Source organism: Nocardioides albidus, assembly GCF_006335005.1.
Taxonomy (GTDB): domain Bacteria; phylum Actinomycetota; class Actinomycetes; order Propionibacteriales; family Nocardioidaceae; genus Nocardioides; species Nocardioides albidus.
Genome location: NZ_VDMP01000023.1, coordinates 103,903 through 130,443, shown reverse-complemented (window position 1 = coordinate 130,443; position 26,541 = coordinate 103,903). Strand labels below are relative to the sequence as shown.

At 72.1% G+C, this 26,541-nt stretch carries 21 protein-coding genes; 5 read left to right on the top strand and 16 right to left on the bottom strand.

The window, feature by feature from the left end; all coding sequences use genetic code 11:
• Positions 1-5 precede the first annotated feature (5 nt).
• The 5 genes from FHP29_RS10300 to FHP29_RS10280 are packed head-to-tail and all read left to right on the top strand — an operon-like array spanning position 6 to position 4,089.
• Positions 6-920 carry a DUF58 domain-containing protein gene (locus FHP29_RS10300; RefSeq protein WP_139622782.1) on the top strand — a complete coding sequence of 305 codons (915 nt, stop codon included), beginning with the start codon at positions 6-8 and terminating at the stop codon, positions 918-920.
• On the top strand, positions 904-1,419 hold the full coding sequence (locus tag FHP29_RS10295) for a hypothetical protein (protein WP_139622781.1): 516 nt from the start codon (positions 904-906) through the stop codon (positions 1,417-1,419). Before FHP29_RS10300 ends, FHP29_RS10295 begins: the two co-directional genes overlap by 17 nt.
• Complete coding sequence (locus tag FHP29_RS10290; RefSeq protein ID WP_139622780.1) at positions 1,419-2,462, top strand: VWA domain-containing protein; 1,044 nt, start codon at positions 1,419-1,421, stop codon at positions 2,460-2,462. The genes FHP29_RS10295 and FHP29_RS10290 overlap by 1 nt, the downstream gene beginning before the upstream one ends.
• Entirely contained in the window at positions 2,459-3,385 is a 927-nt protein-coding gene (locus FHP29_RS10285; RefSeq protein ID WP_139622779.1) for a vWA domain-containing protein, read from the top strand. The genes FHP29_RS10290 and FHP29_RS10285 overlap by 4 nt, the downstream gene beginning before the upstream one ends.
• Entirely contained in the window at positions 3,382-4,089 is a 708-nt protein-coding gene (locus FHP29_RS10280) for a hypothetical protein (protein WP_139622778.1), read from the top strand. Before FHP29_RS10285 ends, FHP29_RS10280 begins: the two co-directional genes overlap by 4 nt.
• Before the next feature lie 16 nt (positions 4,090-4,105).
• Here the strand turns inward: FHP29_RS10280 and FHP29_RS10275 are convergent, their stop codons facing one another.
• From FHP29_RS10275 to FHP29_RS10200, 16 genes are all read right to left on the bottom strand, one after another.
• The gene (locus FHP29_RS10275) at positions 4,106-7,279 is read right to left on the bottom strand and encodes a bifunctional cytochrome P450/NADPH--P450 reductase (RefSeq protein ID WP_139622777.1); all 3,174 of its coding nucleotides are present in this window, start codon (positions 7,277-7,279) and stop codon (positions 4,106-4,108) included.
• Between the two features lie 129 nt (positions 7,280-7,408).
• Positions 7,409-8,140, bottom strand: coding sequence for an SRPBCC domain-containing protein (locus FHP29_RS10270; RefSeq protein ID WP_139622776.1), 732 nt, complete (start codon positions 8,138-8,140; stop codon positions 7,409-7,411).
• Between the two features lie 9 nt (positions 8,141-8,149).
• Positions 8,150-9,007, bottom strand: a complete 858-nt coding sequence (locus FHP29_RS10265; protein ID WP_139622775.1) for an FAD binding domain-containing protein — start codon at positions 9,005-9,007, stop codon at positions 8,150-8,152.
• A complete protein-coding gene (locus FHP29_RS10260; protein WP_139622774.1) occupies positions 9,004-11,457 on the bottom strand; it encodes a xanthine dehydrogenase family protein molybdopterin-binding subunit in 2,454 nt (817 codons plus the stop codon). Before FHP29_RS10260 ends, FHP29_RS10265 begins: the two co-directional genes overlap by 4 nt.
• Positions 11,454-11,933 carry a (2Fe-2S)-binding protein gene (locus FHP29_RS10255; protein ID WP_139622773.1) on the bottom strand — a complete coding sequence of 160 codons (480 nt, stop codon included), beginning with the start codon at positions 11,931-11,933 and terminating at the stop codon, positions 11,454-11,456. The genes FHP29_RS10260 and FHP29_RS10255 overlap by 4 nt, the downstream gene beginning before the upstream one ends.
• A 253-nt stretch (positions 11,934-12,186) precedes the next feature.
• Entirely contained in the window at positions 12,187-13,293 is a 1,107-nt protein-coding gene (gene bar / locus FHP29_RS10250) for a barbiturase (protein ID WP_139622772.1), read from the bottom strand.
• Positions 13,294-13,329: 36 nt separating this feature from the next.
• Positions 13,330-14,265, bottom strand: a complete 936-nt coding sequence (locus tag FHP29_RS10245) for a carbamate kinase (protein WP_139622771.1) — start codon at positions 14,263-14,265, stop codon at positions 13,330-13,332.
• A 90-nt stretch (positions 14,266-14,355) separates the two neighbouring features.
• Positions 14,356-15,084 carry an SDR family oxidoreductase gene (locus FHP29_RS10240; RefSeq protein WP_205014013.1) on the bottom strand — a complete coding sequence of 243 codons (729 nt, stop codon included), beginning with the start codon at positions 15,082-15,084 and terminating at the stop codon, positions 14,356-14,358.
• A gap of 17 nt (positions 15,085-15,101) precedes the next feature.
• A complete protein-coding gene (locus FHP29_RS10235; protein WP_139622770.1) occupies positions 15,102-17,120 on the bottom strand; it encodes a hydantoinase B/oxoprolinase family protein in 2,019 nt (672 codons plus the stop codon).
• A gap of 1 nt (position 17,121) precedes the next feature.
• Positions 17,122-19,209, bottom strand: coding sequence for a hydantoinase/oxoprolinase family protein (locus FHP29_RS10230; protein WP_139622769.1), 2,088 nt, complete (start codon positions 19,207-19,209; stop codon positions 17,122-17,124).
• 85 nt (positions 19,210-19,294) lie between these two features.
• Entirely contained in the window at positions 19,295-20,689 is a 1,395-nt protein-coding gene (locus FHP29_RS10225; RefSeq protein ID WP_139622768.1) for an amidase, read from the bottom strand.
• Positions 20,686-21,318: an SRPBCC family protein gene (locus tag FHP29_RS10220; protein ID WP_139622767.1), complete on the bottom strand. Its 633-nt coding sequence runs from the start codon at positions 21,316-21,318 to the stop codon at positions 20,686-20,688. Before FHP29_RS10220 ends, FHP29_RS10225 begins: the two co-directional genes overlap by 4 nt.
• Entirely contained in the window at positions 21,315-23,723 is a 2,409-nt protein-coding gene (cutA, locus tag FHP29_RS10215; protein WP_139622766.1) for an aerobic carbon-monoxide dehydrogenase large subunit, read from the bottom strand. Before cutA ends, FHP29_RS10220 begins: the two co-directional genes overlap by 4 nt.
• On the bottom strand, positions 23,720-24,232 hold the full coding sequence (locus tag FHP29_RS10210) for a (2Fe-2S)-binding protein (protein ID WP_139622765.1): 513 nt from the start codon (positions 24,230-24,232) through the stop codon (positions 23,720-23,722). The genes cutA and FHP29_RS10210 overlap by 4 nt, the downstream gene beginning before the upstream one ends.
• The gene (locus FHP29_RS10205) at positions 24,229-25,095 is read right to left on the bottom strand and encodes an FAD binding domain-containing protein (protein ID WP_139622764.1); all 867 of its coding nucleotides are present in this window, start codon (positions 25,093-25,095) and stop codon (positions 24,229-24,231) included. The genes FHP29_RS10210 and FHP29_RS10205 overlap by 4 nt, the downstream gene beginning before the upstream one ends.
• The gene (locus tag FHP29_RS10200; protein ID WP_205014007.1) at positions 25,092-26,456 is read right to left on the bottom strand and encodes a uracil-xanthine permease family protein; all 1,365 of its coding nucleotides are present in this window, start codon (positions 26,454-26,456) and stop codon (positions 25,092-25,094) included. Before FHP29_RS10200 ends, FHP29_RS10205 begins: the two co-directional genes overlap by 4 nt.
• Positions 26,457-26,541 lie beyond the last annotated feature (85 nt).

The window sequence follows — 26,541 nt, the reverse complement described above, 5'->3', positions numbered from 1 at the left end:
GAGCCATGACCGCCCACCTGACGCGGATCAAGTCCCGCCTCTCCATCCACGCCCACCGCAAGGTGCGCGGGATGCTGGAGGGCGAGTACGCCGCGATCCATGCCGGCCGGGGCATCGACTTCAACGACCTGCGCGAGTACGTCCGCGGCGACGACGTCAAGGACATCGACTGGAAGGCGTCGGCCCGCAGCCGGCAGCTGCTGGTGAAGAGGTACGTCGCCGAGCGCAAGCACACCGTGCAGCTGTGCGTCTCCACCGGCCGCAGCATGGCCGCCCTCGCCGCGCTCCCCGAGGGCGGCGCGGCGCGGACACCGGTCTCGAAGCGCGAGCTCGCCGTCTTCGTCGCCGGGGTGACCGGCTTCCTGGCCGTCCAGCACGGCGACGTGGTCGGCCTGGTCCACGGGAACGCCGAGCGTCAGCACGTCGCCCGCCCCGGCAGCGGCGAGCTGCACCTGGAGCGCCTGCTCGCCACCGTGCACGACGCGATCCGGCCCGACGGCCCGCCGGGCGACCTGACCGCCCTGCTGCGCCACGTCGTCCGCACGATCCGGCGGCGCACCATCCTGGTCGTGATCACCGACGAGCCCGCCGTCACCGAGGAGCAGGCGATGCTGCTGCGACGGCTGACCGCCCAGCACGAGGTGCTCCTGCTCTCCATCGGCGACCTCGACCCGACCACCCCCGCCCTGGCCGGCCGCCGCCTGCTCGACGTCGACGCCGGCGCCGAGGTGCCGGCCTGGCTGCGCCGCGACGCCGAGCTCCACCGCCAGCTCGGCAGCCTGGTCGCCGACCAGGCCCTGGAGATGCGCCGTCGCCTCGAGCAGCTCGGCATCGTCGAGGAGCAGGTGCGGGATCTCGACGGCGCCGTGACCACGATCTACCGCATGCTCGAGAGGCACCGCCATGCCCGCCGCCGCTGAAGTCCTGGCGATCGAGCTCCCCGAGGAGTTCACCGGTCCCGTCGGGTACGCCGACCGGTGGGTGTGGATCGGCGTCGGGCTCGCGCTCGCGCTCGTCCTCTACTACCTGCTCGCCTGGTGGCTCACGCGCGCGCCGCGGCCCCGTGAGCTCGCCAGGCCGGGCGTCCCGCTGCCCGACGTACGCCAGCGGCACCTGGCCCGGATAGAGGAGATCGACTCGCTCGTGCGGTCCGGCCGGATGGAGCCGCGCGAGGGGCACCAGCAGCTCAGCGAGATCGTGCGCGACTACGTCGCGGCGGTGACCACGCTGCCCGCGCGCACGATGGCGCTGGCCGACTTCCGCGACCACGCGCCGGTCGCGCTGGTCGAGGTCCTCGAGCTCGTCTATCCGCCGGAGTTCGCGCCGGAGGACGCCGTGGCGCGCGACCTGTTCGAGACCGCGGTCGCGCAGGCTCGCGGACTCGTGAGCACGTGGAGCCCGGTCGGGAGCGCGGCCTGATGTGGGACGACGAGAGCACGGCGTTCCGGTGGCCGTGGCTGGCCCTGGCGCTCGGCGCCCTCGTGCTGCTCCTCCTCGTCGTGTGGCTGCGGCCGTGGCGACGGCCCTCGACGGCCGGCGCGGCGTACGTCGCCCATGCGGCCCGGCTGCGGTCCCTCCCCCGCTATCGCACGCTGGTGCGACGCCAGGTCGTCCTCGGCTCCTGCCTGACCCTCACGTCGCTGGTGGCCTGCTCGGGCGCGGTCGTCCTCGCCGGACGGCTGCAGCAGCGCCAGACCATGACCCAGGAGGACCGCACCCGCGACATCGTGCTGTGCCTCGACGCGTCCGGCTCGATGGCCGAGGTGGACGCCGAGGTGCTGCGCCAGTTCCGCACGATCATCGCGGGGCTGCGCGGTGAGCGGGTGGGGCTGACGATCTGGAGCGGCGCCGCGATCACCGTCTTCCCCCTGACCGACGACTACGAGTACGTCGTCGAGCAGCTCAGCGAGGCGGAGCAGGCGTTCGCGTCCGGCGACGTCTACAGCGACGAGTACGCCATCTACACCGCCGGCACCGTGCTGGACTGGGACGTCCAGTCGCAGATGGGCGACGGGCTGGCGTCGTGCGTCCAGCGCTTCGACCGCGGCGACGAGGACCGCAGCCGCGCCATCGTGCTCGCCTCCGACAACGAGCCCGTCGGCAAGGGCATCTTCAGCGTGCCCGAGGCGGCCGACTTCGCCCGCGAGAAGAAGGTCATCGTGCACGGGATCGCCGCGCCCAAGACCGCGGAGCGGCCCGACGCCGTCCAGCAGTTCCAGACGGCGGTGACGAGCACCGGCGGCACGTTCTCGCTGCTCGGCGCCGACGGCAGCAGCAAGGCGGTGATCGACGCCATCGCCGACCTGGACGCCAAGCCGATCGAGCGACCACCGCTCGTGCAGGTGCTCGACCGACCCCAGGTCGGCACCGTCGTCGCCGGGATCGGCCTCGTCGGGCTGGCCCTGCTGTGGGTCGGCCAGGGCGTCCTCGTGCTGCGGGACCGCGGGAAGGTCCGCCGATGAGCCCGACCCTGTCCACCGCCCTCGTCCTCGCCCGCCGGATCGGGATCGTGCTGCTCTTCGTCGTGATCCTGCTGCGCCCCGGGTTCGGCCGGGCCGAGGTGCCCGCGCAGCTGTCCGACATCGACGTGGTGATCGTCATCGACCGCACCCGGTCCATGGCGGCGCTCGACCACGACGGGAAGCAGCCCCGGATCACCGGCGCGAAGGCCGACCTCGTCGCGCTCGCCGAGACCCTGCCCGGAGCGCGCTTCGGGATGCTCGCCTTCGGCACCGACGCCCGGGTGGTGCTCCCGCTCACCTCCGACAGCGCGGCCTTCGGCGCGGCCGTCGAGACGCTCTACCTCGAGCGCCCCAAGGACGGCATCGGCTCCCGGTCCGACCGTCCGGTGCCGGAGCTCACCGACCTGCTCGAGCGCGCGGCGGAGAAGGCGCCCCAGCGCCGCCGCATCGTCGTCTACGTCGGCGACGGCGAGGACACGACCGACGAGGGCGACGACCAGACCTACGCCGACGTCGACGAGCTCATCGCCGGCGGCGTCGTGCTCGGGTACGGCGGGACCGAGGGCGCGCCCATGCCCCAGGACGACGACCTCGACGAGTCGCTCGGCTTCGTCCAGGACCCGGAGACCGGCGACACCGCGCAGTCGCACGCCGACCTCGACAACCTCCGGCAGATCGCCGACGAGCTCGGAGTGCCCTTCGAGCATCGCACCCGGCCCGGCGGGCTCGACGGCGTGGCGGCGTCCTTCGAGTCGTCGTACGCCGACGGGACCGGGGCCGGCGCGCGCCCGGCGAAGCACGATCTGACCTGGCTGGCGGGCGTGCTGCTGCTCACCCTGCTGCTGTTCGAGCTGCACGCCGGCTGGCGCGCGGTGTGGGCGTCGCGGCACGTCCTGGCGCCCCGGAAGGGAACGGTCCGATGACGAACCCGCGCGGCCGCCTGCGGCGGATCCTGCTCCTGGCCGGCCTGCTGCCGACCCTGCTGCTGGCGGCGTACGTCCTCAAGGTGACGCTGATGCTGAACGCCAACGCCTCGGGCCGCGACGCGTTCGACCGTGGCGACCTCGACGGGGCGGCTGCGGAGTTCGCCGACACCCGCAGGCTGAACTGGCTCGAACCGTGGGTCGCGGCCTTCGACGAGGGTGCGGCCGACCACGCCCAGGGCGAGTACGACGACGCGATCGCCTCGTACGAGGCCGCTCTCGAGGACGTCCCCCAGCGCGACGAGTGCACCGTCCGGATCAACCTGGCGCTCGCCCACGAGGCCGTCGGCGACGCCGCCCTCGCCTCGGGAGCGCTGGAGGACGCGCTCGCCTCGTTCAAGGCCGGCCTGGACGCCCTCGCCGGCGGCGACTGCCCGGAGGACGCCGGGCGCGGCAAGGAGCAGACCGAGGACGCCGCCGCCGTCGAGAGGAGGCTCAGCGAGAAGCTGGAGCAGAACCAGGAGCCGCCGCCGGACCCCGGCGAGGAGCCGCCGCCCGAGCAGGAGTCCCCGCCCCAGGAGCCGGGCGAGTCCGACCCCCGCCGCGACCGGCTCCAGGAGCAGAACGACCGTGGCGCCGACCAGCGCCACGACGACCAGGGCCTCTACGAGGACGAGGACTACACCCGGCCCGACACCTGGTGACCGGCCCGGTGGGCGGTCAGGCGAAGACGTCCGAGACGTACCGGCCGGCCTCCTGCTCGATGCGGTCGGCCCAGGCCTGCGCGTCGTCGTCGCTCGCCGAGGTCGCCTCCTGGTAGATCCGCACGATCGTCTCCCGGACCGCGGGCGCCATGTGCCGGCCGTCGCCGCAGACATAGACGTTCGCGCCGCGGTTGAAGGCGTCGGCGACGTCGGCGCGGTCCTGCCACAGACGGTGCTGGACGAAGGTGACGTCGCCCTCCGGCGCCTTGAAGTACGCCGGGCGAACGCTGACGATGCCGGCCGCCTCCCACTCGGCGAGCTCGTCGCGATAGAGGAGGTCGACGTCGGGGTGGTCGCAGCCGAAGAAGAGCAGCGAGGTCGCCACGGTGCGGCCGTTGCGCGCCTGCACGGCACGCTCCTGGAGGAATCCCCGGAAGGGCGCGAGGCCGGTGCCCGCGCACACCATCACCATCGGGACGTCGAGCGCCGCCGGCGGATGGAACAGGTCGTGGGAGGTGCGCACCGCGACGGTCACCCGGGTGCCCGGCGGGCAGTTGGCCAGGTAGCTCGACGCCATGCCCTGGAACCGCCCGTTGCCCGACATCGCCGGCGCGTCCACGACGGCCACGGTGATCGAGCACCGCTCGTCGTTCCACAGCGGCGAGGACGAGATGGAGTACTGACGGGCCCGGGCCGGGGGCAGCATCTCCAAGAACCCGGCGAAGCTGAGCGGGCAGCCCGGATGGCGCTCGAGCAGGTCCAGCAGGCTGACCCGCTTGCCGAGCACGTCGAGCTGGTAGGCGTCCTCCTCGGCGAGAGCGGCGAGCTCGGTCCGCTGCGCGCCCCCGGCGAGCGCCGCGAGCGCGGCCACCTGACTGCGGGTCGCCGGCTGCCCCAGCTCGACGTAGTGGAAGAGGAGCTCGCTGGCCGCGATCGGATGACCGACCGGCAGGGAGGTCCGGCTGCCGCTCGCGGCTCGGATCACGACCCGGCTGTCGGAGGCGAGGTCGAAGCGCTTCAGCGCCCGCATCACCAGGCCGACCGGGTTGTGCGGCAGCACCGCGAGGTAGTCGCCCGCGCGGTAGGTCATCCCCTCCGGGAGGGCGATCTCGATGTGTCGCTTCGACCGGCCCAGCGGCGAGGACATGTCGACCAGCTCGCGATTGACGACGACCTCGCCGTACTCCAGGTCGCCGAGGCGCAGGATCGACGCGCGGCCCTCCTCGACGACCTCCACCTCGAACTGGTGGCCGGCCGGCGCGGCCGCCACGTCCTTGCCGAGTGCGGCACCCAGGTCGGCCCACAGGTCGGCGTACCAGTCGTCGAAGCCACCGAAGAAGTCGCCGCCGGCGTCGGTCTCGCCGCGCCCGCGCAGCCGGGTCGCGCCGGCCCGCGCGAGGGCTTCGTCGAGGCGCGACGGGACGGCCTGGTAGGTGCGCGCCCACTGCCGGTTGCCGCATCCGAAGACGGCGTACCGCACGCCCGTGAGCGCGCCCGACGCGAGCCCATCGGCCCAGGAGACGAACTGTCGCGCGTTGTCGGTGGGCTGTCCCTCGTAGGACGCGGCGAGGATGATGACCGGTCCGTCGGTCGGCAGGTGCCCGGCGTAGTCGTCGAGCGGCGCGACCTCGGCGGCGTAGCCCTGGGCGGCCGCATCGCTGCCGACCCGTTGGGCGAAGTTCTCGGCCGAGCCGGTGTTGGACCCGAACAGGACGTAGAGGGGCGTCGCGTCGGCGGGCGGCTGGACGACCGGCGTGGTCCGCTCCGTCGAGGCCTGGCGCGGGGCGAGGACGCTGCGGGGGGCGAAGGAGGTGCGGCCGCGGCTCTTGGCCCGGATCCGGAATCCCTTCGGCTTGAGGGTCAGCGTCTCCTCCACCCGCAGCTGATAGGACGGGTCGTCCTCGATCAGGTCGAAGCGCTGCAGCATCATCGCCACCAGCAGCACCGCCTCCTGCATGGCGAACGGCCGGCCGATGCAGGCGCGCTGGCCGTTGCCGAAGGGCTTCCAGGCGTTCGGCGGGAGCTCCGCCATGAGCTCGGGCGCGAACCGCTCGGGCCGGAAGGACTCGACGTCGTCCCCCCACACGGTGGTGTCCCGGTGCAGCTGGGGGCTGATCACCATGATCGTGTCGCGTCTGCTGATCGGGTAGCGACCGCCGATCACGGTGTCGTCGAGCGCGCGCAGGGTGAACGCGGCGGCGGTCGGCCAGATCCGCAGGGCCTCGAGCAGTGTCTGCTCGACGTACTTGAGCCGCCCGATGTCGTCGACGGTCGGCGGGTCGTCCCCCAGGACGGCGTCGACCTCGGCGCGCGCCTTCGCCAACACCTCGGGGTTCCTGAGCAGGAAGTAGGTGGTGAAGGTCAGCAGTCCGCTGGTCGTCTCGTGACCCGCGATCAGGAAGGTGACCAGCTGGTAGCGGATGTTCTCGTCCGAGAGCCCCTCCCCCGTGATCGGGTCCCGCCCGTTGAGCAGGGTGGCCAGGAGGTCGTCCTTCTCCGCGGCGCGCGGGTCCCGCTTGCGCTCGGCGATCACCTCGTCGGCGACCCGCTTCATCAGCTCGAGGTCGTGCTCGTACTTGCGCCGGCTGCTCAACAACAGCTGGTTGGCCTCCGGCGTACGGCGGGTGCGCGCGCCGGCCTCGGCGAGGGCGTCGACCATCGCGCCGATGAACGGGTGCAACTCCCGCTGGTAGAAGCTGTTGAACCGGAAGTCGAAGGCACACAGCCCGATCGTGTCGAGCGTCATCCGGGTCATGTCGTCGGCGACGTCGATGACGTTGCTGGGGCCGAACCGCTCCCACCGCAGCAGCATCTGGTCGGCGATGTCGAGCATCTTGTCGAACATGCCGCGGATCCCGAGCGGCCCGAAGGCCGGCATGAGGAGACGGTGGGCCACCGCCCAGTTCTGCTCGGTCGTGTGGGCGGTGAACAGCCCGTCGCCGGTGAAGTCGCGGACGTTGCGCAGCGCGCCCGCGACACTCTTGTCGAAGCGGGAGGTGTCGCAGACCTCGTCGACCAGCTCCTGGGAGCTGACCACGATCAGCGGCGACGGAACGTTCAGCTGATAGATCGGGCCGTGCATCCGGGCCAGCCGCATCAGGCTCTGCACGGGGGTGTTGCCGTCGATCAGGCCGGCGTGCCCGTGCTCGGGATGGGGCGGCGGCTGCGGAATGGCCTGGATCTCGGTCATGGTTCCTCCCGGTGGTACGCGGCGGACCAGTCTGGACGCGCCGCCGGCCCGACGGTCGCCACTGTAGGGCCGCCGAGCCGGTCCGCGCCGCTGTCTGACCAGATCTCCAGCGTGTCCGGCACCGCTTGGTCAGCGGCCCTTCCGGCTCCCCTTCCGCCGCCGGAGGAAGGCCAGCGCGACCACCAACGCCAGCACGGCGCCGACCTGCTTGCCGTAGCTCTTGAGCAGCACCGGCAGCACGGCGGAGCCGAGGTCCAGCGCGTCGTCGTCGGCGGCCGGTCGGATCGGGGTGGGCTGCGAGGTGGGCTGCGGGCTGGGTCCGGAGGGCGGGTCGGCCGGCTGGTCGGCCGACTGGTCGGCCGACTGGTCGGCCGGCTGGTCGGAAGCGCCATCCGAACCGTCTCCGGCGAGCCGCTGCTCGAGGCAGGACACGAACTGCCCGAGCAGCTTGTCGGAGACGTCCTGCATCACGCCGCGCCCGAACTGGGCCGGCTTGCCGGTGATCGCGAGGTCGGTGACGACGTCGACCTGGGTCCGGTCGCCGCCCGCGTCGCTCATCGTGACGGTCACCTTCGCGCCCGCCGTGCCGTTGCCGCGCTTGTCGCGGCCCTTCGCGTCGACGACGAACCGCCTGCCGGCCTCGTCGCGCTCGACGAACTTGCCGGAGCCGGTGTAGACGAGCGCGATCGGGCCGAGCTTGACCTTGCAGGTGCCCTCGAAGGTCGGGGCGCCGTCCTCGTCCTCGCCGACCGAGGTGACCTGGGCGCCGGGGAAGCACTCGGCGAGGCCGCCGATGTCCTGGAAGTGCGCCCAGGTCGCGTCGAGCGACGTCGGGACCGTGAAGGAGTGGCTGAGATCCATCGCCGCTCGTCAGCCCCTTCCCGCTGCGGCGAGGACCGCTCGCCGGGTGAGCACCGTGGCCAGGTGACGCCGGTAGTCGGCGTCGCCGTTGAGGTCGCTGGGCGGGTTGGTGCCCTCGGCCGCTGCCGCCGCGCCGGCCGCGACCCCCTCCTCGGTGGCGGGCTGGCCCGCCAGGGCCTGCTCCGCCGCCCGAGCACGCAGGGGCGTGGAACCCATGTTGGTGAGCCCGATCCGCGCCTCGGCGATGGTGTCGCCCTCCATCCGCACCGCCGCCGCGACGGCGACGATCGGCCACTGGTGGGCGATCCGGACGAACTTCTCGTACGCCGCGCCCCAGCCGCCGTGCTTCGGGACGCGCACCTCGGTGAGGATCTCGTCCTCGGAGATGGAGGTCTCGAAGAGGTCGACGAAGAAGTCGTCGGCCGGGATCTCCCGGGTGCCGCCGGGGCCCTGGACCACGAACGTGGAGCCGAGCGCGAGCGCCGGCGCGCCCAGGTCGCCGGCGGGGTCCGCGTGGGCGAGGGCGCCGCCGAAGGTGCCGCGGTGGCGCACCTGCGCGTCGGCCAGATGCGTGATCGCCTTGCTGATCAGCAGGGCGTGCTCGTGGATCAGCGGGTCCTCGCCGACGTCGTGATGGGTCGTCATCGCGCCGATGGCGAGGTGGTCGCCGCCGTCGCGTACCCCGCGCAGGCTGTCGATCCGGCCGAGGTCGATGACCCACTCGGGGGCGTTGAGCCGCATCCGGAGGACCGGAAGGAGGCTCTGGCCGCCGGCGATCACCTTGGCGTCGTCACCGTGCTCGGCGAGGGCCGCCAGCGCCTCCTCGACCGAGGTCGGGGCGACGTACTCGAAGGCTGCGGGGATCACTGGGCTGCTCCTTCCGACTCGTCGAAGTGGGGTGCGGCGGCTTCGGTCGTCTCTCCCCCGGAGCCGCCGGTGTTGATCGCACGCCAGACCCGTTCCGGGGTGCAGGGCATCGCGACGTCGTGGACGCCGTACGGACGCAGCGCGTCGACCACCGCGTTGACCACCGCCGGGGTCGAGGCGATCGTGCCGGCCTCGCCGACGCCCTTGGTGCCGAGCGAGTTGGTCGTCGCCGGCGACGTGGTGTGGTCGAGGTCGAAGCTGATCGTGTCGGCGGCCGTCGGCAGCAGGTAGTCGACGAACGACCCGGTCACGAGGGTGCCGTTCTCGTCGTAGACCGCCTCCTCCCACAGCGCCTGGGCGATGCCCTGGACCAGGCCGCCGTGCACCTGTCCGGACACGATCAGCGGGTTGATGACGTTGCCGATGTCGTCGCAGCAGGCGTACTTGCGCATCCTGACCTGACCGGTCTCGGTGTCGACCTCCACGGCGCACAGGTGGGTGCCGTGCGGGTAGTTGAAGTTCACCGGGTCGTAGGTCGCCTCGGAGTCGATCGACGCCTCGACACCGTCGGGGAGGTTGTGGGCGGCGAAGACGGCGGTCGCGATCTCCGTGATCGCCATCCCCTGATCGGTGCCCCGCACGGAGAACCGGCCACCGCTGAACTCGAGGTCGTCGGCGGAGGCCTCGAGCAGGTGGGCCGCGACCGGCTTCGCCTTCTCGATCACCTTGTCGACCGCCCGCACCAGGGCCTCGCCGCCGACGACCAGGCTGCGCGAGCCGTAGGTGTCCAGGCCCTTGTGGGAGATCTGGGTGTCGCCGTGCAGGACCTCGACGTCCTCGAACGGTACGCCGAGGCGGTCGGCCACGATCTGGCTGAACGCCGTCTCGTGACCCTGCCCGTGGGCGGACGCCCCGGTGACGACCTCGACCTTGCCGGTCGGCAGCATCCGGACCTCGGCATGCTCCCAGCCGCCGGCGCCGTAGTTGAGGCTCCCCAGGACGCGGGACGGCGCCAGGCCGCACATCTCGGTGAAGGTCGAGACGCCGATGCCCAGCTGGACCTTGTCGCCGCGCGAGCGTCGCTCGGCCTGCTCGGCGCGCAGCGCGTCGTACCCGAACATCTCCTTGGCCCGCGCGGTGGCGGCCTCGTAGTTGCCGGAGTCGTACTCGAGGCCGGCCACGGTGGTGAACGGGAACTCCTCGTGCTTGATCCAGTTCATCTCCCGGACCTCGAGCGGGTCCTTGCCGAGCTCGTTGGCGAGCTCGTCCATGAGCCGCTCGATGGCGAAGGTCGCCTCGGGCCGCCCGGCGCCGCGGTAGGCGTCGGTCCAGGTCTTGTTGGTGAGGACGTTGGTGGTCTGGAACTGGTAGGCCGGGAACTTGTAGATCGCGTTGAACATGAACGCGCCGAGCACCGGGACGCCGCCGCCGACGATCGCGACGTAGGCGCCGAGGTCGGCGAGCAGGTCGACCTTCAGCCCGGTGACGTGCCCGTCCTTCGTGGCGGCGAGGGTGAGCCGCTGCCACTGGTCACGGCCGTGGTGGGCGGTGAGCAGCGACTCGCTGCGGGTCTCGGTGAACTTCACCGGCTTGCCGAGCTTGCGGGCGACCGCGAACGCGATCATCTCCTCGGGCGTCTGCTGCAGCTTGCCGCCGAAGCCGCCGCCCACGTCGGGCGCGATGACCCGGATCTTGGACTCGGGTACGCCGGTCGTCGCGGCGAGCGCGAAGCGCAGGATGTGGGGCACCTGGGTCGCCGACCACATCGTGATCTGCTCGCCGGTCGGGTCGACCACGACGCTGCGCGGCTCCATGAACGCGGGGATCAGCCGCTGCTGGCGGTACTCCCGCTCGATGACGATGCCGTCCTGGCGGGCCTCGGCGATCGCCTGCTCGACGTCGCCGCCCGTGCCGGCCTCGGCCGAGTCGAACCTCCACACCGCGCTGACGTTGGTGCCGAGGTCGGGGTGCGCGAGCGCCCCGCCGTTGGTGTGCGCCTCCGCCGACTCCTTGAGGTCGAGGGCCGCGGGCAGCTCCTCGTAGTCGACCTCGACCAGCTCCGCGGCGTCGCGGGCCTCGGCGGCGCTGCGGGCGACCACCACGGCGACGGTCTCGCCGGCGAAGGCGACCCGGTCCGAGGGCATCGGCAGGTGCGCCGGCGTGACCTGGTCGGGCACGACGGGCCAGGCGTTGATGCACGCGCCCTGGGACTCGCCGAGGTCGGCACCGGTGTAGACGGCGACGACATTGGTGCCGGCCTTGGCCGCGCTGGTGTCGATGCCGGTGATCCGCGCGTGCGGGAAGGGGCTGCGCACCATCGCCAGGTGCAGCATGCCCGGCAGCGTGATGTTGTCGGTCCAGCGGGTGCGGCCGGTGATCAGCCGCTGGTCCTCCTTGCGGCGGCGGTCGCGGCCGATCTCGCCCTGGGTGGGCTCCTGGGTGGCGGTCATGCCGACGCCCCCTCCGTCGTACCAGCGGCGTGCTGCACCGCGCGGACGATGTTGTGGTAGCCGGTGCACCGGCACAGGTTGCCCTCGAGGCCGAGGCGGATCGCCTCCTCCGACGGGCTGGGGTTCTCGGCCAGCAGGTCGACGGTCTGCATGATCATCCCGGGCGTGCAGAACCCGCACTGCAGGCCGTGGCACTCACGGAAGGCCTCCTGCACCGGGTGCAGGGCGCCGTCCTCCCCGGCCAGCCCCTCGATGGTGGTGACCTCACCGCCGTCGGCCTGAACCGCCAGCACGTTGCAGGACTTCACGCTCCTGCCGTTGAGATGAACCGTGCACGCACCGCAGTTGCTGGTGTCGCAACCGATGACGGTGCCGGTCTTGCCGAGCTTCTCGCGGAGGTACTGCACGAGCAGCATCCGCGGTTCGACGTCGTCAGCGACCGACTGGCCGTCGACGGTGAGGTTGATCCGGGTCATGACTCTCCCTTGAGCTCAGAGGGACCTGTGACCCAGCTCACGCTAGGGAGGGTTGGTTGGCCGGGGGTTGGCGCCGACCCGGCGCATCCTCACCTCCGAACGACGCCGACCCGGCCCGTCCTCACCTCCGAACGACGCCGACCCGGCTGATCCTTACCTTGCGCGAGGTAAGGATGAGCCGGGTCGACGAGAATCCGGGGTCAGGATGAGCCGGGTCGACGAGAATCCGGGGTCAGGATGCGCCGGGTCGCGGTCAGCCGAGGTCGACGATCGCGGCGACGGGGCCGCCGCCCTCCGGGCCCTGGTGGGCGGCGGAGACCGAGACGAAGACGGCCGGGTCGCCGGTCACGGCGGCGGTGACGCCACCGACGCACGACTTGATCTGGCGGTGCCAGTGCACGTCGGAGTCGTCGAGCATGGCGTTGCGGCGGCCGCGGACCTCGCCGTTCTGGGAGGCCTCGCACTTGAGGAAGACGTTGACCAGGCGGCCGTCGAGGTCGGTGTGGTGCGGACGCTCGGGGAGGTCGAGGCCGGCGTCCTTGATGGCGGCCCAGATGCCGTCCTGGTCGAGGGCGTCCTTCATGACCGAGTGGCCGATCCGGTAGCGGCCGCCGACACCCTTGGCGTTGCCCACGACGACGATCTGCGCCTGGTCGAGCTCGACACCCGACGAGCAGGAGGCCACCGACGAGTAGAGCTCGCGGTTCTTCATGACGTCCTCGTCGGTGGGCATCTCGATCTCGCCGAGGGCGACGGCGATGCCGAGGCCCGTGACGCCGTTGGAGAGGTCCATCGACTCGTGGGTGTGCTCGGTCCACACCTGCTTGCCGCGGCTGTGGGCGTCGCGGATGGTGTGGATGGTGAGCAGCGGGGTCTTGGTCTGCACGTAGTGCACGTCGGCGGGGTCGGTGATGCCGGCGCGCTCCATCGCGACCTTCACGCCGGCGGCGACCTTCTCGATCATCGCGACGTAGCCGATCTCCTCCGGCAGGATCGGCTCGCTCATCGCGAAGCCGACGGTGAGGCGCTGCTCCTCGCGGCTCGGGTCGTCCTCGGCGACGTCGGTGGTGGCGAAGATGGTGGCGTGGGGGCTGATCACGCCGTCGGTGCCGCCCGACCACACGATCGGGACCTGCTTGACCTGGTCGGCCGGGGTGCCCTTGTCGACCAGCACCTCCCGGAAGGCGCGGTCGGCGATGATCCGCGTGTAGTCGTTCACCCCGCCGTTGCCCTCGGTCTTGCCGATGATCGCGATGACGCGGTCGGCCTTGAAGACACCGTCGTCGATGAGCTTGGCCAGCTCGGAGGCGTCGGCGACGGAGTGGATCGGGACCTTGCGGACCTCGATGGCAGAAGGCATCTGCGGCCTACCTTTCAGTTGGGTCGGGCTGGTTCTTCAGTGGGGGGTGACGATCGTTCCGGCGCGACCGTCGGCGGCCGCGAGGATGCTGCCGAGATCGGTGATGACGCCGCGGCGGCCGGAGTCGGCGACGAAGCGGCAGACCGCGTCGACCTTGGGGCCCATCGAGCCGCCGGCGAAGTGGCCCTCGGCGGCGTAGGCGCGCATCTCGTCGAGCGTCACCTCGCCGATGTCGCGGGCCTCCGGCGTACCGAAGCCGAGAACGGCGTGCGCGACGTCGGTGGCGATGACGAGCAGGTCGACCTCGATCGCGTGGGCCAGCAGGGCCGCGCCGAGGTCCTTGTCGATGACCGCCTCGACGCCGGACAGCCGCCCGTCGGCGTGCCGCACGGTCGGGATTCCTCCGCCGCCGTTGGCGATCACGACGAAGCCGGCGTCCACGAGGGCGATCGCGGCGGGGGCGTCGAGGACCTCCAGCGGCTCGGGCGAGGCGACCATCCGCCGCCATCCCCGCTCGCCGCGGTCCTCCCAGGTCTCGCCGTGCTCGATCATCGTGCGCGCCTCGTCGGCCGACAGGTAGCGGCCCACGGGCTTGCTCGGCTTCGCGAACGCCGGGTCGTCGGCGTCGACGAGGGTCCGGGTGACGAGAGCCGCGGTGGGCCGGGTCAGGCCGCGCGCCGCCAGCGCCCCGTCGAGCGCGTTCATCAGGATGTCGCCGAGGGTGCCCTGGGTCTGGGCTCCGCACCAGTCCAGCGGCACGGGCGGTACGACGCTCGCGGCCAGCTCGTTCTTGACGAGCAGGTTGCCGACCTGCGGGCCGTTGCCGTGGGTGATGACGACGTCGACACCGGCCGCGACGAGGTCCGCCACGGCCTCCATCGCCTCGGTCGCGGCAGCGATCTGGTCCTCGGGACGGGCCTTGCCGTCCGGGGACGTCATGGCGTTGCCGCCGAGCGCCAGCAGGATCCTCATGCAGCGAACCTAGTGAGCCGGATCACCACGGTTCATCGTGAGGAACAGCCAACGCGGGCGGAGAAGGCTGGCAACACCTGCCAGCGGTGCTCACGCCCCGAGATCGCGGGTGAGCACCGCTGCGACCGCGGTCGGCGGGCGGCCGAGCAGCGCGCGCAGCGGGACGCCGCCGGTGGGCAGGCCGTGGGCGTCGTAGTAGTCGAACATGGCGCGCAGCCAGGGGTGCGCGTCGTCCGGCGCGAGGACCCGCCGAGCGGGGATGCCCGCGGCGGCGGCCACGTCGGCGACCGAGACCAGGGCCGGGCCGCCGAGCTCGTACGTCGCGCCTACGTGACCGTCCCCGGTCAGCACCACGGCCGTCGCCTCGGCGACGTCGCGGAGGTCGACCAGGCCGAAGGGCGCGTCGACGGAGTAGGGCACCGCGAGCTCGCCGGAGCGGACGGCCGGCAGCAGGTTCTGCGCGTAGGCGCAGGGCTGCAGGATCGTCCAGTCGAGGCCGGAGCGGCGGACCAGGTCCTCCGACTCCGCCTTGCCGAGGTGGTGCGGCATCGCCGGGACGTAGGGCGAGGCCACCGAGTGGTAGCTCACCCGCCCGACGCCGACCTCGGCCGCGGCCGCGAGGACCGCGGCGACGTACGACGGCTCGTCGGGGTGCAGGTTCGGCGCGATGACCTGGACGGCGTCGGCGCCGGCCAGGGCGGCCGGCAGGTCGTCGAACGCCGCCCGGCCCAGGGGGCGTGTCGCCACGCCCGCTCGGGCCAGGGCTGCGCCGACGGCGCGGCCGGTCTTGCCGGATCCCCCGAGGATCGCGATCTTCACCGCGGAGTCCCGATCCCTCAGAGGACGTCCACCGTGGCGAACGGCGCGCCCCCGGCGAGCACCCCGTAGCCCGGGCCGCGGTCGAAGAAGGCGTCGTCCTCGGCGGGCACCGGACGGCCGGCGCGCTCCGCGGCGGTCGCGTCGGCGTCGTACCCGAGGGTGTCGTCGTCGAGCGATCCGGTGAGGACGACGCCGTAGTCGGCGAGCGCCGCCTCCGGGGAGACCTTGCGCCACACGACGTCGCGCACGACGAGCGCCGGGTCGCGCTCGAGCGGACTCCCCCAGCCGCCGCCGCCGGTGGTGCGGATCCGGATCGTCTCGCCGGCGAGGACGGGCTCGGAGTCGGCGAGGGCGTCGACCTCGCGCTCGGTCGGGCCGCCGGGGTCGACGGTGACCTCGAACGGCCTGCCGGCCTTGCCGCCCTTCACGCCCCAGCAGGCGAGGATCGAGCGGTCCGCGATGGACATGAAGTGGGCGTCCTTCAGCATCCGGATGTGCTTCTCGTAGCCCAGACCGCCGCGGAACCGGCCGGCGCCGCCGGAGTCCATGGCGAGGCCGAGCGACTCGACCACGAACGGGAAGCGCGACTCGGTGAACTCCGTGGGGAGGTTCCGCGAGTCCGGGACGACGTGGATGGTGTCCTCGCCGTCGGCGTAGTAGCGGCCGCCGGAGCCGCCGCCGAGCACCTCGCGCATGAGGTACGAGCGGCCCTCGAGGTCCTCGCCGTACACACCGGTGTAGCGGATCGTCTCCTGGTCGGCGGGCATCTTGCCGTCGACCGCCTTGGCGATCACGCCGGCCAGCACGCCGAGCAGGCGCAGGATGACGAAGGTGCGGGCGTTCGTCGGCGCCGGGAAGACCGGCGTCAGCAGCGTGCCCGGCGGCGGGAACCGCATCTCGATCAGCGGCACGACGCCCTCGTTGACGTCGAGCTCGGCCATCCGCTCCGGGGTGTCGGCCAGGTTGCGCAGGATGGGCGCCAGCCACTTCTTGAGGAAGACGCCGTCGGAGTAGTCGCCGCAGTGGTTGATCGGGCCCTTGGCCTGCGGGCCGGTGCCGTCGAAGTCGAGGATGATCCGCTCGCCCTCCGGGTCGTCGGCCGCGGTGCGGGTCAGGGTGATCCGCTGCGTGTGCAGCTGCGGCTCGTCGACGCCGTCGTGCTCGGCATAGTCCTCCCAGGTCCAGGTGCCGACCGGGATCTTGGAGAGGATCTCGCGGCGGTAGGTCTCGGTGGAGCGGTCGATGATCGCGTCGAAGCAGGCCTCGACCGTGTCGACGCCGTACCGGTCGAAGAGCTCGCCGAGGCGACGCGCCCCCATCAGGCAGGCGGAGCACTCGGCGTCCAGGTCGGCGGCCAGCGACTCGGGCATCCGCGAGTTGCGCGTCATGATCCGCAGCGCCGCCTTGTTGGGCACGCCGGCGTCCCACAGCTTGATGGGCGGGACGGCGAGGCCCTCCTCGAACACGCTGGTGGCGTGTGAGGGCATCGAGCCCGGCACCGCGCCGCCGATGTCGTCGTGGTGGCCGAACGCCTGGATGAAGGCGACGACGCGGCGCTCCCCCGTCGGGCCGGCGAAGACGGGGACGGTGACGCACAGGTCGGGCAGGTGGCCGATGCCGCCCTCGGAGAGGTAGACGTCGTTGTGGAAGAAGACGTCGCCCTCAGCCATCTCCTCGATCGGGAAGTCCCGGGCGACGGGGTGCACGAGCGCGGAGTACGAGCGGCCGGTCAGCTTGCGCAGCAGCCGGTCGTGGATCCCGGCCCGGAAGTCGTGGGCGTCGCGGATCATCGGGCTGCGGCTGGTGCGCGCGATGGCGGTCTCGACCTCGTGCTCGACGGCGGCCAGCGAGCCCTGGACGATCTCGACCAGGACGGGGTCGGCGCTGCGGCCGGCGTCGGCGGTCAGGGTGCCGAACGGGAACTGCGTGGGCGCCCGACGCGAGCCGGTCTTCGCGCCGGTCCCCGCATCACCGGCGTGCCCGACGGCCGCTGTGCTGCTGGGGCCGTTGTGGATGGTCTGGCAGCTCAGGCACATGTCAGCTCTCCTCCGACTGCGCGGTGCGCGTCACGATGATGTTGGCGTAGTCGTCGACCCGGGCCGTGAAGCCGGGGTGGATGGGCACGGTGGAGCCGAACTCCTCGATGATCACCGGGCCCGCGAGCACCTGGCCGGCGGGCAGGTCGGTGCGCCAGAAGACCGGCGTCTCGACGTACCCCGCCTCGGCGTCGAAGCAGACCGAGCGCGAGCCGGTCGGCTGCGGCACCGCGCCGGCCGCGCCGGCCTTCAGGATCTCGGGGCGCTTGATCGGGCCGACGCCGGAGACGCGCAGGTTGACGAACTCGACCTGCTGGGTGGGGTCGCCGGAGAAGTCGTAGCCGTAGAGCACCCGGTGCTCCACGTGGAAGCGGTCCGCGACGGTGGCCAGGGTCTCCGTGGTGACCGGGCCGTCCGGTACGCCGACGCGCACCTCGAAGGCCTGGCCGAAGTAGCGCACGTCGGCGGTCCGCACGAAGGCGTGCTGGTCCTGAGCGAAGCCCTCCTTGCTCAGCGCCTCGGCGGCGCGGGCCGTGAGGACGTCGTACTCCTGCTGGAGGTCCGCCGGGTCGAGGTTCTCCTGGAGCGCGACGTGGGTCTGCACGTAGTCGTTCTTGACGTCGACGGTCAGTAGGCCGAACGCCGAGACGTTGCCCGGGTTGGGCGGCACCAGCACGGTCGGCACGTTGAGGATGTCCATCAGCCGGCACAGCAGCAGTGAGCCCGAGCCGCCGAACGTGGTGAGGGTGAAGTCGCGGACGTCGAGGCCGCGCTTGACCGTGACCTGACGCAGCGCGTTGGCCTGGTTCCACGCGGAGATCTCCAGGATGCCGGTCGCGCAGGCCTCGGCGGTGATGCCGAGCTTGCCGGCCAACTGCTGGATCGCCGCGCTCGCCGCGTCGACGTCGAGCGGGATCTCGCCACCGAGCAGGTGGGGAGGGATCCGGCCGAGGAAGACGTGGGCGTCGGTGATGGTGACCTCGCTGCCGCCCTTGCGGTAGCAGATCGGGCCCGGGTCGGCGCCGGCCGAGTGGGGTCCGACCTTGAGCGTGCCCTCGGGCGAGAGCCACGCGATCGAGCCTCCGCCCGCGCCGACGGTGACGACGTCGATCATCGGGATCTTGGACGGGTAGACGCCCACGCTGCCCTCGGTGGTCAACGTCGGCTCGCCGTCGATGACGACCGAGACGTCGGTCGACGTACCGCCGCCGTCGGAGGTGAGCACCTTGTCGAAGCCGGCGACCTTGGCGATCAGCGCGGCACCGAGGGCGCCGGCGGCCGGGCCGGAGAGCACGGTGGTGATCGGCTGGTGAACGACCTCGTCGGCCGAGAGCACGCCGCCGTTGGACTTCATGACGTAGAACGGGATGGTGCGGCCGCTCTGGGTGGCCAGCCGCTCCTTGATGTTGGTGACGTAGCGGCTCAGCTTGGGCTTGACCGCGGCGTCGACCAGGGTGGTCATCGAGCGCTCGTACTCGCGGTACTCGCGCAGCACCTCGCTGGAGATGGAGACCACGGCGCCCGGGTGCTCCTCGGCGATGATCTCGCGCATCCGCTCCTCGTGGGCGGGGTTGGCGTAGGCGTGCAGGAAGCAGACACCCAGGGTGTCGATGCCCTTGGCCTTGAACCAGCGGGCCGTCTCCCGGGCCTCGGCCTCGTCGAACGGGCGGAGCTCCGCACCGGTGAAGTCGAGGCGGCCGCCGACGCCCTTGACCAGGTCGCGCGGCACGATCCGGTCCGGCTTCACCCAGAAGTACGAGTTGCCGTAGCCGTCCGGGACCGACTGCCGGGCGATCTCGAGCATCGCCTCGTAGCCCGCCGTGGTGATGAACCCGAGCGCGTCCACCTTGCCCTCGAGGAGCTGGTTGGTCGCGACCGTGGTGCCGTGACTGACGGCGACGACGTCGGCGAACTCCGCCCCGGCGATGTCGAGCACCTTGTCGATGCCCGCCAGGAACCCGTCGGCCGGGTTGCCCGGCGTGCTCGGGGTCTTGGTGGTGACGACCTCACCGCTGTCCTCGTCGAACGCCACGACGTCGGTGAACGTCCCGCCCGTGTCGATGCCGATCCTGATCCGCCTCGCTGTCATGGCACTCATTCAAGTGAGCCGGGGCGCGGTGCACGACGGCATCATCTGCCGATGGATCGCCGGGTCGTGGGCAGATGTTGCCGGGTCAGCGGCCCGCCAGCTCCTCGACCGCCAGCGCCACCTCGAGCAGCCGACGGTCCGCGCCGTGCCGGGCGACCAGCTGCACACCGACCGGCAGGCCGTCAGCGGTGGTCCCGAAGGGCACCGAGATGGCGGGACAGCCGGTGACGGTGATGAAGTACGCCGACCGCATCCAGTCGAGGTAGGACGCCATCGGTTGTGAGTTGATCTCGGTGGGGAACTCCTGGTCGGCCGGGAACGGCGGGACCTGGGAGACCGGCAGCACGAGGACGTCGTACGACGCGAAGAACAGCCGCATCGTCTCCGAGAGCGCGGTGCGCTGGGCGTAGGCCCGGGCGACATCGGCGCCGGTGAGGGACTCCCCCGCCCGGATGTTGTCGGCGAGCGACGGCTTGAACGCGTCGGGATGCTCGGCCAACAAGCGGCCCAGCTTGGCCTGGAAGTGCCAGGCGCGCAGGGTGCGGAAGGTGTCCTCGGCGAGCGACAGGTCGGGGTACGCCGAGCCGACCGCGGCCCCGGCACCGGCCAGTGCACGGCCAGCGGCCTCGACCACCGCTGCGACCTCGTGGTCGACCTCGAGCGCTCCGCCGAGGTCGACGCTCAGCGCGACCCGCAGCCCCGCCGACGAGGCCGCGGCAGGCGACGCGAACGTCGAGCCCGGATCACCCAGCGCCTGCGGCGCCCGAGGATCCGGACCGGCCATCACCGACAGCAACAGGGCGAGATCCCCGACGTTGCGGGCCATCGGGCCGCCGACCGAGGTGGTCTCCCACTGGTTGTAGAGCGGCCACTCCGGCACGCGGCCGAGGCTGGGCCGCATCCCGACGACGCCGCAGAACGACGCCGGGTTGCGCAGCGAGCCGCCCATGTCGGAGCCGTCGGCCAGCGGGACCATGCCCGCGGCGAGCGCGCAGGCCGCTCCCCCGCTCGACCCGCCCGCGGAGCGCGTGGGATCGACCGGGTTCAGCGTCGTGCCGAAGACCTTGTTGAACGTGTGCGACCCGGCCGCGAACTCCGGCACATTGGTCTTGCCGATCGTGACCGCACCCGCCCCGCGCACCCGCTCCACGATGAGCTCGTCGCGCTCCGGCACGTTGTCGGCCATCACCGTGGAGCCGTAGGTCGTGCGCCAACCGCCCACCGCGTGGGTGTCCTTGAACGCGAACGGCAGGCCGTGCAGCGGCCCCACCTCCGCGCCCGAGGCCAGCGCCTCATCGGCCGCGAGCGCGCCCGCCCGGGCACGCGACTCGTCGAGGGAGACGATCGCGTTGAGCTCCGGGTTCCGCTCCGCGATCCGGTCCAGGTGCAGGTCGAGCAGCTCGCGGGCCGAGATCTCGCGACGACGTACGGCGGCCGCCTGGTCCCGCGCGGTCGAGTCGACCGAGACCGGGTGGGTCATCGGCGGCGGCCCAGCAGCCCGCCGACGATCACACCGGCGAGCACGAGCGCGCCACCGACGGCGACGCCCATCAGGAACGACTCGCCGCCCCCCGACAGCGCCGACGGGACCGACGACCCCTTGGCCGGAGCCGCGAAGACCGGCGCGCCGTCGGCCGACACGGTGGGCTCGGCAGCGGCCGCGACCGGCAGCCCGTTCGCGATCACCTTCTCGACGTTGCCGAAGAACTCCGCCGCCATCCGCCGCGAGACACTGGTGAGCATCCGCTGGCCGACGCCGCCGATCATGCCGCCGACGACCGCGTCGGCGTCGTACGACAGGACGGTCTCCTCGCCGGAGGCCGCGAAGGTCACCAGCACCGTGGCGTCGATGGTTCCGGGCGCGCCGGCTCCCTTGAGGCTCATCGTCAGGCCCTCGCCGGGACGCAGGTCCGACAGCACGCACGAGCCCGAGTAGGTCCCCTTGATCGCCGCGACGCCGGCGCTGACGGTCATCGCGTAGGCGTTGTCGCCGGTCGCCTCTAGCCGCTCGCAGCCCGGGATCGTCGCGACGAGCACGCGCGGGTCGAGGATCGCCTCCCAGACCTTGTCGACGGGGGCGCCGATGGTGTTCTGGCCGCTGATCTTCACTTCGACTCCTGAGCGTCTCGGGGGGTGTGCGCCGCGCGGAGCGCGAACAGCTCCGAGGGCGAGATGGGCATGGCGGTGATGCCGAACCCGGGCAGGACGGCCCGCTCGGCGTCCTCGATGGCGGCGGCGATGGCGGCGGACCCGGGGATCACACCGGCCTCACCGGCGCCCTTGATGCCGAGCGGGTTGAGCGGGGACGGCGTCTCCAGGTGGTCGATCTCGATGCTGGTCGGGACCTCGGTGACGTACGGCATGAGGAAGTCCATGAAGGACGCGTTGAGCAGCTGGCCGGACTCGTCGTACGCCATCCGCTCGTAGAGCGCCCCGCCGACGCCCTGCGCGACGCCGCCGTGGATCTGGCCCTCGACGATCATCGGGTTGATCAGGTGCCCGCAGTCGTGGACCACGGCGTACTTGAGGATTCGGATCTCCGCGGTCTCCGCGTCGGTCTCCACGATCACGGCGTGCATGCCGGAGGCGAAGGTGGAGCGCGGCGGGGAGTAGAAGTCCTTGCCCTCCAGACCGGGCTCGTCGTCCTCGGCGACGGGCGGCTTGCCGGGGTCCCCGACGCTGAACTGGGTCGCGGCCTTCGACGCCTCGTCGAAGGCGTAGCGCAGCGGGTTGGACAGGACCGCGACGGTGCCGAGCGGGATCGAGGTGTCGGTGCCCTTGACGCTCACGACGCCGTCGACGATCTCGAGGTCGTCGATGTCGGCCTCGAGCGCCTCGGCCGCGATCCGCAGCGCCTTCTCCTTGGTCCGCTTGGCCGCGAGGTGGATCGCCGAGCCGCTCATCACCGCGGCGCGGGAGGCGAAGGTGCCCACGGCGTACGGCATCCGGCGGGTGTCGCCGGTGGTGATCTCGACGTTCTCGAACCGTACGCCGAGCTCGTCGGCCACGATCTGCGCGAAGGCGGTCTGGTGGCCCTGGCCCTGCGAGGTCAGGCCGGTGGCGACCTTGACCTTGCCGGAGGTCTCGATGTTGATGTGCGCGCCCTCGTAGGGGCCGACGCCGGTGCCCTCGACGTAGCAGGCCAGGCCCAGGCCGACCCGCTTCCCCTCGGCGGCCTTCGCCGCCCGGAACGACTCGAAGCCGTCCCAGTCGACGAGCTCCTTGATCTTGTCCAGCATCGCCGGGTAGTCGCCGGAGTCGTAGGTCAGGTCGCGACCGTCCTGGAAGATCAGGCCGTGCTCGTAGGGGAACTCGTCGGGCTGGATGAAGTTCGCGGCCCGGACGTCGGCGCGGTCCTTGCCCAGCTCGGCGGCGATCGCGTCCATGGTCCGCTCCATCACGAAGCAGCCCTGCGGCCGGCCGGCGCCGCGGTAGGGCGTGACGATGACGGTGTTCGTGTAGAGCGAGTCGAAGCGCACCCGGTAGGCGCCCGGCTTGTAGGGCCCCAGGAGCTGGGTGGAGGTGATGATCGGGACGATGAGTCCGTACGGCGTGTAGGCGCCGTGGTCGTGCCAGAACCGCACGTCCAGGCCGAGCACCCTGCCGTCGTCGTCGAAGCCGACCTCGACGTGGTGCACCTGGGAGCGCTCGTGGGCCGCGGAGATGAAGTGCTCGCGGCGGTCCTCGGTGAACTTCACCGGGCGGCCGAGCCGCTGTGCGGCGAGCGGGACGAGGAGCTCCTCGGGCCAGGGGTGCACGATCTTGACGCCGAAGCCGCCGCCCACGTCGGGCGTGATGACGTCGACCTGCCCGAGGTCGAGGCCGAGCTTGGCCGCGACGGCGGCGCGCACGCCGGTGGAGGTCTGGGTGGAGGACCACACCTGCAGCCGGCCCTGGTCGGGGTCCCAGCGCGCGACGACGCCGCGGCCCTCCATCGGCATGCAGGCGCTGCGCTCGATGTGCAGGTCGAGGGAGAGCCGGTGCGGTGCGCCGGCGATCGCGGCCGGCGCGTCGCCGTTGGACTGCTCCATGCTGGCGGCCACGTTGCCGGGCACGTCGTCGTGCACGAGCCGGTCGCCGGAGCGCGCGGACTCGATGCCGACCACTGCCGGCAGCGGCTCGTAGTCGACCACGATCCGCGCGAGGGCGTCCTCGGCGACGTACCTGTCGTCGGCGACGACGAACGCGATCGCCTCGCCGACGTGGTTGACCTCGTCCTTGGCCAGGGCGTACTGCGTGCGGCCGTGGGTCAGGGTGGGGTGCGGGATGAGCAGCGGCAGCGGCTCGGCCATCGCGCCCTCGAGGTCCTCGTAGGTCCACACCGCGTGCACGCCCTCGACGTCGAGGACCGCGTCGACGTCGATCGAGATGATCCGGGCGTGGGCGTGCGGGCTGCGCAGCACCGCGGCGTGCAGGGCGTCGGGGGCCACGTCGTCGACGTAGCGTCCCGCGCCGCGCACCAGCCGGTCGTCCTCGACCCGCTGGACCTTCTGGCCCATCAGCTTCGTCGTCACTGCACGACCTCGCTCCGGCTGTCCTGGGCGGGGCGGGCCAGCTCGGCGGCGCGGCACACGGCCTTGACGATGTTCTGGTAGCCCGTGCAGCGGCACAGGTTGCCGGCGATCATGTCGCGCGCCTCGTCCTCGGTGGGGTCGGGGTTCTCGGCGATGCCGGCGGTGATCGTGGTGAGGAAGCCGGGCGTGCAGAACCCGCACTGCAGGCCGTGGCACTCGCGGAACGCCTGCTGCACCGGGCCCAGCTCGCCGTCAGGTCGGGCCAGGCCCTCGACGGTGGTGATGTCGTGACCCGCGGCCGAGACGGCGAACATCAGGCAGCTGCGCATGGGCTGCCCGTCGACCAGGACGGTGCACGCGCCGCAGACGCCGTGCTCGCAGCCGACGTGGGTGCCGGTCAGGCCGAGGTCGTGGCGCAGCGCGTCGGAGAGCAGCCGGCGCGCAGGTACGGCGACGTCGTGGTCGGTGCCGTTGACCTTGAGCCGGATGTCGTGGGTGGTCTCGCTCACCGCTGCTCCTCGCGTGCGTGGTCGTGGGCCGCCGTGACGACCCGCGCGGTCAGCACCCGGGCGAGGTGCGCGCGGTAGTCGGCCGTGGCGTGGATGTCGGTCTCCGGGTCGAGCTGTGCGAGCGCGGCGTCCGCGGCCGCCGCCAGTGCGGCCGGCTGGACGGATCCGTCGAGGGCCTCGGTCAGGTCGACCACGACCGGGATGTCGGAGACGGAGAGGTAGCCCGCCCTCGCCGACACCACCCGGTCGCCCTCGACCGCGACGACCGCGGCGACACCGCACATGGCGTAGTCGCCGTGCCGCCGCGCGATCTCCTCGAACGCCACGCCGCTGCCGGCCGGCAGGGCCGGGAAGAACGCCTCCACCGCGATCTCGTCGTGATGCAGGCTCGACTCGAGCGGGCCGACGTACAGCTCCGCGGCCGGGATCGTACGACGACCGCCGGGTCCGGCGACGTCGATCGATCCCTCGAGCAGGCGCAGCACCATCGGCATCTCCGCGGCCGCGTCGGCGTGCACCAGCGAGCCGACGGTGGTGCCGCGGTTGCGGATCGTCGCGTGCGCGACGTCGGCCAGCGCCAGCGGCACCAGGGGCTGCACCCGGGCGACGTCGGGGTCGGCGAGGACCGCCGCGTGCCGGGCGAGGGCGCCGATCCGGACGCCGTCGGCGTCCGCCCGGACGTGGTCGAGGCCCGGCAGGTCGTTGATGTCGACCAGGAGCGCCGGCGCGGCGAGCCGCATCGAGAGGAGCGGGACCAGGCTCTGGCCCCCTGCCAGGACCTTGGCCTCCGGGTGCCCGGCCAGGGCCTGGAGGGCCTCCTCCAGGCTCCCCGGCCGGACGTAGTCGAACGGTGCGGGCTTCACAACAGCTTGGTCACCTCTCCCGACGTGGCGTCGACGCTGCGTCCCTTCACGAGGTGGAAGAAGACGATGACCATGATCGTGCCGAGGGCGATGCCGCCGAGCTCGAAGTCGTCGGTGACCTTGAGCGTCACGCCGCCGATGCCGGCGATCAGGCCGCCGGCGAGGCCGACCATGTTGATCGGGTTGCCGAAGTCGACCCGGTTCTCGACCCAGATCTTGGCGCCGACGAGGCCGATCATGCCGTAGAGGACGACGGTGATGCCGCCGAGGACGCCGCCCGGGGTGGCGTTGACGATCGCGCCGAACTTCGGGCACAGACCGAGGAGGATCGCGACGAGACCCGCGACGTAGTAGGCGGCGGTCGAGTAGACCTTGGTCGCCCCCATGACGCCGATGTTCTCGGCGTACGTGGTGGTCGGCGAGCCGCCGAAGAGGCTGGCCAGCGCGGTCGCTCCGCCGTCCGCGGCGATCGCCCGGCCCATGTAGGGGTCGAGGTTCTCGCCGGTCATCTCTGCGACCGCCTTGACGTGGCCGGTGTTCTCGGCGATCAGCGCGATGACGCCGGGCAGGACGAGCAGGATGAAGGTCATCGAGAAGCTCGGGCCGTGCACGACGGAGACGCCGTCGGCGAGGTCGCCGCTCGGGAAGCCGATCCAGTCGGCCGCCTTCACGCCGGCCCAGGAGACGCGGTCGTGCTCGACGGCCTCGCCGCCGGAGACGGGCGTGACCGACGTGATCGCACCGAACGTCTTGTCGGCGACGAACGACAGCACGTAGCCGAAGATCAGCGCGAGGAAGACGGCGATGCGCGACCAGAAGCCCGGCAGCAGGACGGCCGCGCAGACCATGAACGCCGCGGTCGCCAGGGCGATCCACTGGTCCTGGGGCCAGTAGATCCCCGCGACGACCGGGGCGAGGTTGAAGCCGATCAGCATCACGACGGCGCCGGTGACGGCGGGCGGGAGGATCTTGTGGATCAGCCCGGAGCCGGCGAAGTGGACGGCGACGCCGACCGCGGCGAGGACCACGCCTGCGATGAGGATCGCGCCGGTGACGTCCGCGGAGTCACCGCCCTGGGCACGGATGGCGGCGACGCCCGCGACGAAGGACGCGCTGGTGCCGAGGTAGCTGGGCACCTTGTTGCTGCAGATCAGCAGGAAGCCGATCGTGCACAGGCCCGAGAACATGATCGCGAGGTTGGGGTCGAGGCCCATGACGATCGGGAACACGAAGGTCGCACCGAACATCGCGACGACGTGCTGGGCTCCCAGGCCGACGGTCCGACCCCACGGGAGCCGCTGGTGCGGCGCGACGGGTTCGCCGGGCGCCGGGTCCACGACCTCCCACTTGAACATCGACATGCTGGATCCTCCTGGATTGGGGGGTGCACTGCAGGGCTCCGAGACCAACCAACCTATTGAGGGCCAGATCACACCTCACTGGCCA

Coding starts and splice junctions, on each gene's coding strand:
- FHP29_RS10300 (WP_139622782.1), top strand. CDS start 6: ATGACCGCCCACCTGACGCGGATCAAGTCCCGCCTCTCCATCCACGCC.
- FHP29_RS10295 (WP_139622781.1), top strand. CDS start 904: ATGCCCGCCGCCGCTGAAGTCCTGGCGATCGAGCTCCCCGAGGAGTTC.
- FHP29_RS10290 (WP_139622780.1), top strand. CDS start 1,419: ATGTGGGACGACGAGAGCACGGCGTTCCGGTGGCCGTGGCTGGCCCTG.
- FHP29_RS10285 (WP_139622779.1), top strand. CDS start 2,459: ATGAGCCCGACCCTGTCCACCGCCCTCGTCCTCGCCCGCCGGATCGGG.
- FHP29_RS10280 (WP_139622778.1), top strand. CDS start 3,382: ATGACGAACCCGCGCGGCCGCCTGCGGCGGATCCTGCTCCTGGCCGGC.
- FHP29_RS10275 (WP_139622777.1), bottom strand. CDS start 7,279: ATGACCGAGATCCAGGCCATTCCGCAGCCGCCGCCCCATCCCGAGCAC.
- FHP29_RS10270 (WP_139622776.1), bottom strand. CDS start 8,140: ATGGATCTCAGCCACTCCTTCACGGTCCCGACGTCGCTCGACGCGACC.
- FHP29_RS10260 (WP_139622774.1), bottom strand. CDS start 11,457: ATGACCGCCACCCAGGAGCCCACCCAGGGCGAGATCGGCCGCGACCGC.
- FHP29_RS10255 (WP_139622773.1), bottom strand. CDS start 11,933: ATGACCCGGATCAACCTCACCGTCGACGGCCAGTCGGTCGCTGACGAC.
- bar (WP_139622772.1), bottom strand. CDS start 13,293: ATGCCTTCTGCCATCGAGGTCCGCAAGGTCCCGATCCACTCCGTCGCC.
- FHP29_RS10245 (WP_139622771.1), bottom strand. CDS start 14,265: ATGAGGATCCTGCTGGCGCTCGGCGGCAACGCCATGACGTCCCCGGAC.
- FHP29_RS10235 (WP_139622770.1), bottom strand. CDS start 17,120: ATGTGCCTGAGCTGCCAGACCATCCACAACGGCCCCAGCAGCACAGCG.
- FHP29_RS10230 (WP_139622769.1), bottom strand. CDS start 19,209: ATGACAGCGAGGCGGATCAGGATCGGCATCGACACGGGCGGGACGTTC.
- FHP29_RS10225 (WP_139622768.1), bottom strand. CDS start 20,689: ATGACCCACCCGGTCTCGGTCGACTCGACCGCGCGGGACCAGGCGGCC.
- FHP29_RS10200 (WP_205014007.1), bottom strand. CDS start 26,456: ATGTCGATGTTCAAGTGGGAGGTCGTGGACCCGGCGCCCGGCGAACCC.